Source organism: Actinomadura geliboluensis (assembly GCF_005889745.1).
In the GTDB taxonomy this organism is placed as follows: domain Bacteria; phylum Actinomycetota; class Actinomycetes; order Streptosporangiales; family Streptosporangiaceae; genus Spirillospora; species Spirillospora geliboluensis.
This window is the reverse complement of sequence record NZ_VCKZ01000457.1, coordinates 1-6949: the sequence shown is the minus strand read 5'-3', so window position 1 is coordinate 6949 and position 6949 is coordinate 1. Positions and strand designations below refer to the sequence as shown.

Sequence of the window (6949 nt, the reverse complement as noted above, 5' to 3'; positions counted from 1 at the left end):
GGGGACGGGGGACGCGGGGTCCCCCTCGGGAGGGACGCCGCCGCGCCGCCGTCCACGCCACAATGGCGTGCGTGGGGGAGACCGACGGGTGGCCGCGATGGCCGGCGGCCGGCGCCTGCCTGGCCGCGGCGGGCGTGGCGGAGGCCGTCCTGCGCACCCACGGCTCCGGCGTGGTGCTGTCCCTGGCGATCGCGGTGGACGTGTTCGCGACGCTGCCGCTGGCCGCCGTCCGCGACCGGCCCGGCGCGGCCGCCGCCGTGATCACCGTCGCCGCGGCCGCCGCGTGCGCGCTGCACCGCGGCCCCGCCGTCGCCGCCCTGACCGCCCTGGCCGCCGTGTGGACGGTGCTGCTGCTGCGGCGGATCCGGCGGCGCCGCGCCGCCGCCGCCGCGCTGGCCGCGTCCCGCCGCGCGTTCGAGAGCACGCTCCTGGAGCACACCGCGCGCGGCGAGCGCGCCCGCATCGCCCGCGAGCTCCACGACGTCGTCGCCCATCACATCTCGATGATCTCCGTGCAGGCCGAGACGGCGCGGCTCGCCGTGCCCGGCATGCCCGCCGAGGGCGCCGAGCGGCTGCTGGCCATCGGCGACACCGCCCGCACCGCGCTCACCGAGATGCGCCGGCTGCTCGGCGTGCTGCGCGAGGACGCCGGCGCCGAACCCGACCGCCGCCCGCAGCCGGGCCTGCAGCAGCTCCTCGACCTCGTCGACCAGACCCGCGAGTCCGGCGCCGGCGCGGTCCGGCTGATCGTCCGCGGGGACGTCGCCGCCCTCGACCCCGGCCTGGAGCTCGCCGCCTACCGGATCGCGCAGGAGGCGCTGACCAACGCCCGCAGGCACGCCCCCGGCGCCGCCGTCGACGTGGAGATCGACTACGCGCCGGGCGCGCTGCGGGTGACCGTCCGCGACAACGGCCCCGGCCCCGCGCGGGCGGACGGATCCGCCGGGCACGGGCTGCTCGGCATGCGCGAGCGCGCCGCCGCCGCGGGCGGGGAGCTGCGCACCGGCCCCGGGCCGCTCGGCGGGTTCCTGGTCGAGGCCGTCCTGCCGGTGGAGGCGCCGTGACCGTGCGCGTGGTGGTCGCCGACGACCAGGAGGTCGTCCGCGCCGGGTTCGGGGCGCTGCTCGGCACCCAGCCGGACCTGGCCGTCGTGGCGACCGCGTCCGACGGCGCCGAGACGCTCCGGGCGTGCCGCGAGCACCGGCCCGACGTCGTGCTGATGGACGTGCGGATGCCCGTCATGGACGGCATCGAGGCCACCCGCCGCGTCACCGCCGAACCCGACCCGCCGCGGGTGCTGATGCTGACCACCTTCGACCTCGACGAGCACGTCTACGCCGCCCTCGTCGCCGGGGCCAGCGGCTTCCTGCTCAAGGACGTCACCGCCGAGCGGCTGTTCGACGCCGTCCGCGTCGTCGCCGCCGGGGACGCGCTGCTCGCCCCGGCCGTCACCCGCCGCCTCATCGGCGAGTTCGCCCGGCTGCGGCCCCGCCCGCCCGAGCCGGACGTCCTGGACGCCCTCACGCCCCGCGAGACCGACGTGCTGCGCCTGGTCGCCACGGGCCTGTCCAACGCCGAGATCGCCGGGCGCCTGGTGGTGGGGGAGGAGACGGTGAAGACCCACGTCAGCCGGATCCTGCGCAAGCTCGGGCTCCGCGACCGGGTGCAGGCCGTCGTCACCGCCTACGAGAGCGGCCTCGTCAGGCCCCGCACGGGCCGCTGAGCGCCGGACCCCGGACATGGCAAGGGCCCGCACCGGCCGCCCGGTGCGGGCCCTTCCCACCGAAGATGAATCCCCCGTCCGCTAGGCGGACTTCCTGCGCCCCGCCCGCAGGATCTCCAGGCGCTCGGCGAGGACCTCCTCAAGGTCCTCGACGGTCCTGCGCTCCATGAGCATGTCCCAGTGGGTCCGCGGCGGCTTGCCCTTCTTGGCTTGGGGCAGCTCGCCGTCGACCCGCAGGGCGGTGGCGCCGCAGTTGCGGCATTCCCAGGTCATCGGCACCTCGGCCTCGGCGGCGAGCGTCACGGTGAACCGGTGGCCCTTCGTACAGGTGTAGTCCACCTCTTGCCGAGGGGCCAGATCGGTGTTGCGATCATTCTCGTAGCTCGTCGCTCCGAGTCGGGTGCCGCGAAGTGCGCGCTCGGCCATCGTCACGTGCCTCCCAGACGGCTTGCGGTCTTGCCCTCACCAACGCTGAACACCGTGACAAGATTCCCCCCGCCGGGGTGATCCAACCCTGCCGTTTCCGGCCGCGGCCCGGCGCGGGCGCGCGGACCGGGGCCCGCGGCCCTACCCGCGGCCGTCCAGGACCGCGTCGATCAGCCCGTACTCCTTGGCCTCCGCCGCGGTGAAGTACCGCTCCCGGTCCAGGTCGCGGCGCACCGCCGCGGCGTCGCGGCCGGTCGCCTCCGCCAGGATCGCCTCGGTCTGCGCCCGCAGCCGCAGCACCTCCCGCGCCTGGATGTCCAGGTCGGTGGCGTAGCCGCGGGACACCTCGACCTCCGGCTCGTGCAGCAGGATCCGCGCGCCCGGCAGCGCCTGCCGGCGGCCCGGCGAGCCCGCCGCCAGCAGCACCGCGGCCGCCGACCCGGCCTGCCCGACGCAGGTCGTCTCGATCTCGGGCCGGACGTAGCGCATCGTGTCGCAGATCGCGAGCATCGCCGTCAGCGACCCGCCCGGCGAGTTGATGTAGAGGGAGATGGGCCGGTCGGCGTCCATGCCCTCCAGCGCCAGCAGCTGCGCGGTGACGTCGTTGGCGCTGGTGTCGTCCACCGGCGCCCCGAGGAAGACGATCCGGTCCTCGAACATCCGGTTGTAGGGGTTGGTGTCCTTGCGGCCGTAGCTCGTCCGCTCCTCGTACTCGGGGACGAGGTACCGCCGTTCCGCCCTTGTCATGTGCCCACCCGGTCGGTGCTGTCGATGACGTGGTCGACGAAGCCGTACTCGCGGGCCTGCTCGGCGGTGAACCACCGGTCCCGGTCACTGTCGGCCTCGATGCGCTCCAGCGGCTGCCCGGTGTGCACCGCGGTCAGCTCCGCGAGCGTCCGCTTGAGGTAGAGCGACTGCTCGGCCTGGATCTTGATGTCGGACGCGGTGCCGCCGATGCCGCCGTGCGGCTGGTGCATCATCACCCGCGCGTGCCGCAGCGCGTACCGCTTGCCCGGCGCCCCGGCGCACAGCAGCGTCTGACCCATGGACGCCGCCATGCCCATCGCGACGGTGGATATGTCGTTCGGGACGAACTGCATCATGTCGTAGATCGCCATGCCGGCGTCCACGACCCCGCCGGGCGAGTTGATGTACAGCGTGATGTCGCGCCGCGCGTCCTGCGCCGCGAGCAGCAGCAACTGCGCGTTGATGCGGTTGGCGACCTGGTCGTCGACCTCGGTCCCGAGGAACACGATCCGCTGGGCCAGCAGCCGCTCGAACAGCTGGGCGTCCGCGATCCGCGGCATCTCCGCCACCGCCGCCCGCGACCTCCCCACGAACGTCTCCACCCGCCGCTGACCGCTCATGCGTCCTCCTAGGTCATCTGTACAGTACGTACAGATGGACAGTAATCTCGGGGAAGAGGGGCCGCCAGGCGGGGACGGCGAATTTCGCTATACGATGAATCACGTGGAAGTTCCGGTGACCGAAGCACGTGCCGAGTTCGCGGACCTGGTGAACCGGGTCGCCTACACGGGCGAGCCCGTCAAGCTGACCCGCCGCGGCAAGGTGATGGCCGCGCTGGTCTCCCCGGAGGACCTGGAACTCCTCGAGGCGATCCGCGCCCAGCGCCACGACCTCCAGGTCGGCGGGGCGGTCCCGCCGGGCCAGCCGTCCCGGCCCGCGGAGCGCACCCGGCCCCAACCGCCGATGCGCATCGCCGCCGAGTACCGCCCACCCGGCTTCAACCGCTGACCCCACCCCACCTCGGCGGTTCGTGCGCAGCCTGCCACGTGGGCGCCCGTCAGCCCGTCCGGCGCCGGAAGGCGGTGCGGTAGTCGCGCGGGCGCCGTCCGGTGTGCCGGGCGAAGAGAGCCGAGAAGGTTCCGGGGTCGCGGTAGCCGACCGCGGCGGCGATGGCGGCGACGGTGCCGTCCGTGGTCTCCAGGAGGTGGCGGGCGCGGCGGATCCGGGAGGTCTGCAGGTACTCCAGCGGGCTCTGCCCGGTCTCCTGCGCGAAGCGGCGCAGCAGCGTCCGGGTGCTGACCTGGAAGGCCTCCGCCAGTGCGGCGAGGTCGTACCGGGCGGCGAGGTTCTGGTCGAGCCACCGCATGACCCTGCGGGAGAACTCGTGCCCCGGCCGCGGGAGGAGCCCGGCGTCGACGTAGGGGGCCTGGGACGACCGTGCGTCGTCGACGAGCGCCACCCGCGCGGTCCTCCGGGCCACGCCCGCGCCGCTGTGGCGGCGGATCAGCTCCAGCGCGAAGTCGTACATGGCGCTGAAGGCGGCGGTCGTCGTCACACCCGCGTCGGTGACGACCAGCCGTTCGGGCCGGACGTCGGCGTCCGGGCAGCGCCGTGCCAGCTCGTCCGCGAAGAGCCACGCCGTCGTCGCGCGCCGCCGCTCGAGCAGGCCCGCTTCGGCCAGCAGGAACGCCCCGACGCAGATCGCGACGACGGCCCCGCCCGCGGCGGCGTGGGAGCGGATCGCCGCGATCTCGGGGCCCAGCGACGCCAGTTTCGCGTCCACGTCGAGGCCGGGCGCGAGTTCGAAGCCGGGCACGACCAGGACGTCGACGGCGCGCAGCGGGGAGACCGCCAGCACGGTGCCGCCGGACGCGGCGACGCGGCGGCGGGGCGAGACGACCGAGACCTCGTAGCCGTCGCGGCCGGGGCCGGCGATGTGCGCGGCCATCGTCAGGAGGTCGGGGACGCCGAACACCTCCGACGCGAAGCACTCCGGATAGGCCAGCACCCCGACTCGCAACGCGCTCATCCCCGCCTCCTCTTCGCTGGCGAGATTACCCCTGTGAATGGCGATCCGGCCTATCCCGGTGCGAGGGGGCGGCGGTCCAGGCTTGTCCCATGAACGCGACCAACGTGAGTCTTGACGACGCGATCACGGACTTCTCCCGCCGGCGGGTGGAGGTCGACGGGGTGGTGAAGACGGTGTACGTCTCCGGGGACGGGCCGGGCGTCGTACTGATGCCGGAGATGCCCGGCATCAGCCCGGACGTCCTGCGGCTGGCGCGGTGGGTGCGGGACGCGGGGTTCACCGTGCACGTGCCCTCGCTGTTCGGCGACGACGGCGCCTACCCCACGGCCGAGGGCGGGCAGGAGGTCGTCCGCCGCGCGTGCGTCAGCGCCGAGTTCCGCGCCTTCGCCGGCGGCGGCAGCAGCCCCGTCACCGCGTGGCTGCGCGGCCTCGCGCGGCAGGCGCACGGCGAGTGCGGCGGCCCGGGAGTGGGCGCGATCGGCCTGTGCTTCACCGGCAACTTCGCCCTGACGATGACGCTCGAGCCGTCCGTCATCGCGCCGGTGGTCAACCATCCCTCGCTGCCCTTGGACGACCCCGCGGGCCTCGAGATCAGCGACGAGGACGCCCGCGCCGTGCGGGAGCGCGTCGAGCGCGACGGGCTCACGGTCCTCGCCTACCGGTTCGACAACGACCGCTGGTGCACCGGCCAGCGCTTCGCCGCCTACCGGAGGCTGCTGGGGGACGCCTTCGACGGCCGCGTCCTGCCGGGCGGCGCCGCCAACACCGACCCGCCCCCGTTCTTCCGCGACGTCGTCCAGACCCCCCACAGCGTCACCACCGCCCACCTGGTCGACGAGGACGGCCACCCCACCCTGCGCGCGAGGGACGAGATCATCGCCTACCTGACGGCCCGCCTGCGCCCCTAGGCGGGGCGGCCCAGTTCCTTGCGGAAGAGGTGGTGGACGTTCTCGCCGAGGATCTTGCGGATGTCGGGCTCGGTGTGGCCGCGGCGGAGCAGGGCCTCGGTGACCAGGGGGAGGCCGCGCGGGCCGTCGAGGCCGGGGACGACGGCGTTGACGTCGAAACCGGCCAGGGCGCTCATGTCCTCGCAGCAGGGCGGGGTGAGCTCGTGGTTGACCTCGCGGATGAAGTCGGGGCCGAGGCCGACGTGGTCGATCCCCGCGACGGACGCCACGTGCTCGATGTGGTCGACGAGGCGGTCGACGGTGTAGCCCTCGGGGCCGGTGCTGAGGAAGCCCGCGACGAAGTTGACGCACACCACCCCGCCGGTGGCGGCGATGCCGCGGAGCTGGTCGTCGGTGAGGTTGCGGTGGTGGTCGCGCAGGGCCCGGGCCGAGGAGTGGGTGGCGATGACCGGGCGGGTGGCGAGTTCCAGGACGTGGGCGACGCCGGCGGCCCCGAGGTGGGAGACGTCGAAGACCACGCCGAGCCGCTCCAGTTCGGCCAGCGCGTCGACGCCGGCGGCGGTCAGGCGGCTGCCGGTGGCGTCCTCGCCGCTGCCGTCGGCGAGCGGGGTGCGGCCCCAGTGCGCGATCGAGGCCACCCGGACGCCCAGCCGGTGCAGGGTGGAGAACAGTTCCACGTTCGCGTCGAGGCCGGGGGCGCTCTCCAGGGCCAGCACCAGGGCGATCTTGCCGTCCGCGAGCGCCCCGTCGATGTCCTCGCCGTTCCGGCACAGGCTCACCTCGCCGGCGTTGCCCTCGGCCAGGACGTGGGCGGCCTCGACCATCCGGAGGGTCTCGCGCAGCGCGCCCTCCGGCCGGAACCGGTCGTCGATGAAGACCGGGAGGACCTGCAGGTCCACGCCTCCGTCGCGGAGCTGGGGGAGCCAGCGCTCCCGGAAGAACCCGGCCCACTGCGCGGGCGGGCGGGCCGCCACGGCCATCAGCAGATCGTTGTGGGTGTCGGCGACGACGGCGCGGTGGTGGAGGTCGGCGGACATCTCGATCCCTTCTGTGCCGGACATGCGCAGCCTATGGCCGGTGCCGCGGGGCGCGGGTCAGGGGGCCGCGGGCTCCGGG

General features: G+C 74.6%; 9 protein-coding genes. 4 read left to right on the top strand and 5 right to left on the bottom strand.

Going from position 1 to position 6949, the window contains the following annotated elements; translation table 11 throughout:
* Positions 1 to 71 precede the first annotated feature (71 nt).
* Together ETD96_RS46255 and ETD96_RS46250 are read left to right on the top strand one after the other, a co-directional pair.
* Positions 72 to 1064, top strand: coding sequence for a sensor histidine kinase (locus ETD96_RS46255; RefSeq protein ID WP_205719672.1), 993 nt, complete (start codon positions 72 to 74; stop codon positions 1062 to 1064).
* Entirely contained in the window at positions 1061 to 1723 is a 663-nt protein-coding gene (locus ETD96_RS46250; RefSeq protein WP_205719671.1) for a response regulator, read from the top strand. Before ETD96_RS46255 ends, ETD96_RS46250 begins: the two co-directional genes overlap by 4 nt.
* Before the next feature lie 81 nt (positions 1724 to 1804).
* On the opposite strand, the gene ETD96_RS38310 is transcribed toward ETD96_RS46250, so the two are convergent.
* The 3 genes from ETD96_RS38310 to ETD96_RS38300 all read right to left on the bottom strand — a co-directional run bounded on the left by ETD96_RS38310 (position 1805) and on the right by ETD96_RS38300 (position 3456).
* Positions 1805 to 2149, bottom strand: a complete 345-nt coding sequence (locus ETD96_RS38310) for an RNA polymerase-binding protein RbpA (RefSeq protein ID WP_067802035.1) — start codon at positions 2147 to 2149, stop codon at positions 1805 to 1807.
* A 141-nt stretch (positions 2150 to 2290) separates the two neighbouring features.
* Positions 2291 to 2896 carry an ATP-dependent Clp protease proteolytic subunit gene (locus ETD96_RS38305; protein ID WP_138641388.1) on the bottom strand — a complete coding sequence of 202 codons (606 nt, stop codon included), beginning with the start codon at positions 2894 to 2896 and terminating at the stop codon, positions 2291 to 2293.
* A complete protein-coding gene (locus ETD96_RS38300) occupies positions 2893 to 3456 on the bottom strand; it encodes a ClpP family protease (RefSeq protein WP_171069434.1) in 564 nt (187 codons plus the stop codon). Before ETD96_RS38300 ends, ETD96_RS38305 begins: the two co-directional genes overlap by 4 nt.
* Positions 3457 to 3619: 163 nt before the next feature.
* Here ETD96_RS38300 and ETD96_RS38295 point away from each other — a divergent pair, with 163 nt between their 5' ends.
* The gene (locus ETD96_RS38295; protein ID WP_205719670.1) at positions 3620 to 3904 is read left to right on the top strand and encodes a type II toxin-antitoxin system Phd/YefM family antitoxin; all 285 of its coding nucleotides are present in this window, start codon (positions 3620 to 3622) and stop codon (positions 3902 to 3904) included.
* 49 nt (positions 3905 to 3953) lie between these two features.
* Here ETD96_RS38295 and ETD96_RS38290 read toward each other — a convergent pair whose 3' ends face one another.
* Entirely contained in the window at positions 3954 to 4925 is a 972-nt protein-coding gene (locus tag ETD96_RS38290) for a GlxA family transcriptional regulator (RefSeq protein ID WP_138641385.1), read from the bottom strand.
* Positions 4926 to 5014: 89 nt separating this feature from the next.
* On the opposite strand from ETD96_RS38290, the gene ETD96_RS38285 reads away from it, so the two are divergent.
* Positions 5015 to 5833: a dienelactone hydrolase family protein gene (locus ETD96_RS38285; RefSeq protein WP_138641384.1), complete on the top strand. Its 819-nt coding sequence runs from the start codon at positions 5015 to 5017 to the stop codon at positions 5831 to 5833.
* Here ETD96_RS38285 and ETD96_RS38280 read toward each other — a convergent pair.
* Entirely contained in the window at positions 5830 to 6894 is a 1065-nt protein-coding gene (locus ETD96_RS38280; RefSeq protein WP_240808528.1) for a dipeptidase, read from the bottom strand. The genes ETD96_RS38285 and ETD96_RS38280 overlap by 4 nt on opposite strands.
* Positions 6895 to 6949 lie beyond the last annotated feature (55 nt).

Excerpts from the sequence above, each read along its gene's own strand:
- ETD96_RS38285 (WP_138641384.1), top strand. The coding sequence starts at position 5,015 with ATGAACGCGACCAACGTGAGTCTTGACGACGCGATCACGGACTTCTCC.
- ETD96_RS38305 (WP_138641388.1), bottom strand. The coding sequence starts at position 2,896 with ATGACAAGGGCGGAACGGCGGTACCTCGTCCCCGAGTACGAGGAGCGG.
- ETD96_RS38280 (WP_240808528.1), bottom strand. The coding sequence starts at position 6,894 with ATGTCCGGCACAGAAGGGATCGAGATGTCCGCCGACCTCCACCACCGC.
- ETD96_RS38300 (WP_171069434.1), bottom strand. The coding sequence starts at position 3,456 with ATGCCGCGGATCGCGGACGCCCAGCTGTTCGAGCGGCTGCTGGCCCAG.
- ETD96_RS38290 (WP_138641385.1), bottom strand. The coding sequence starts at position 4,925 with ATGAGCGCGTTGCGAGTCGGGGTGCTGGCCTATCCGGAGTGCTTCGCG.
- ETD96_RS38310 (WP_067802035.1), bottom strand. The coding sequence starts at position 2,149 with ATGGCCGAGCGCGCACTTCGCGGCACCCGACTCGGAGCGACGAGCTAC.